Source organism: Stenotrophomonas sp. CASM106, from assembly GCF_049384825.1.
Classification (GTDB): domain Bacteria; phylum Pseudomonadota; class Gammaproteobacteria; order Xanthomonadales; family Xanthomonadaceae; genus Stenotrophomonas; species Stenotrophomonas muris.
Genome location: NZ_JBMRFS010000049.1, coordinates 1 through 465 on the forward strand (window position 1 = coordinate 1; position 465 = coordinate 465).

The window sequence follows — 465 nt, forward strand, 5'->3', positions numbered from 1 at the left end:
GGCTGTGGAACTGCAAAACTTCACCGCCGCCATCGAGCGCATCGTGGCGGGCCTGGAGAAGAAGAACCGCGTGCTCAATCCCAAGGAGCGGGAAACCGTGGCCTATCACGAGATGGGCCATGCGCCGGTGGCGCTGGCGCTGCCCGGCACCGACCCCGTGCACAAGATCTCGATCATCCCGCGCGGCATCGGCGCGCTGGGCTACACCCTGCAACGCCCCACCGAAGACCGCTTCCTGATGACGCGCGCCGATCTGGAGTACAAGATCGCCGTGCTGTTGGGCGGGCGCGCCGCAGAGAAGTTGGTGTTTGGCGAACTGTCGACCGGTGCCGCAGACGATCTCGCGCGGGCCACCGACATCGCCCGCGACATGATTACACGCTTCGGCATGGATGAGGGCTTGGGGTACGTTGCTTTTGAGGCACAGAGGCCGCGTTTTCTTGATGCGACTGAACTGGTTCAGGG

1 pseudogene is annotated in these 465 nt (G+C 64.3%); it reads left to right on the plus strand.

Features of this window, described 5'->3' with window-relative positions:
• Nucleotides 1-465 (plus strand): annotated as a pseudogene (locus tag VG556_RS22460) (cell division protein FtsH); the annotation flags it as partial.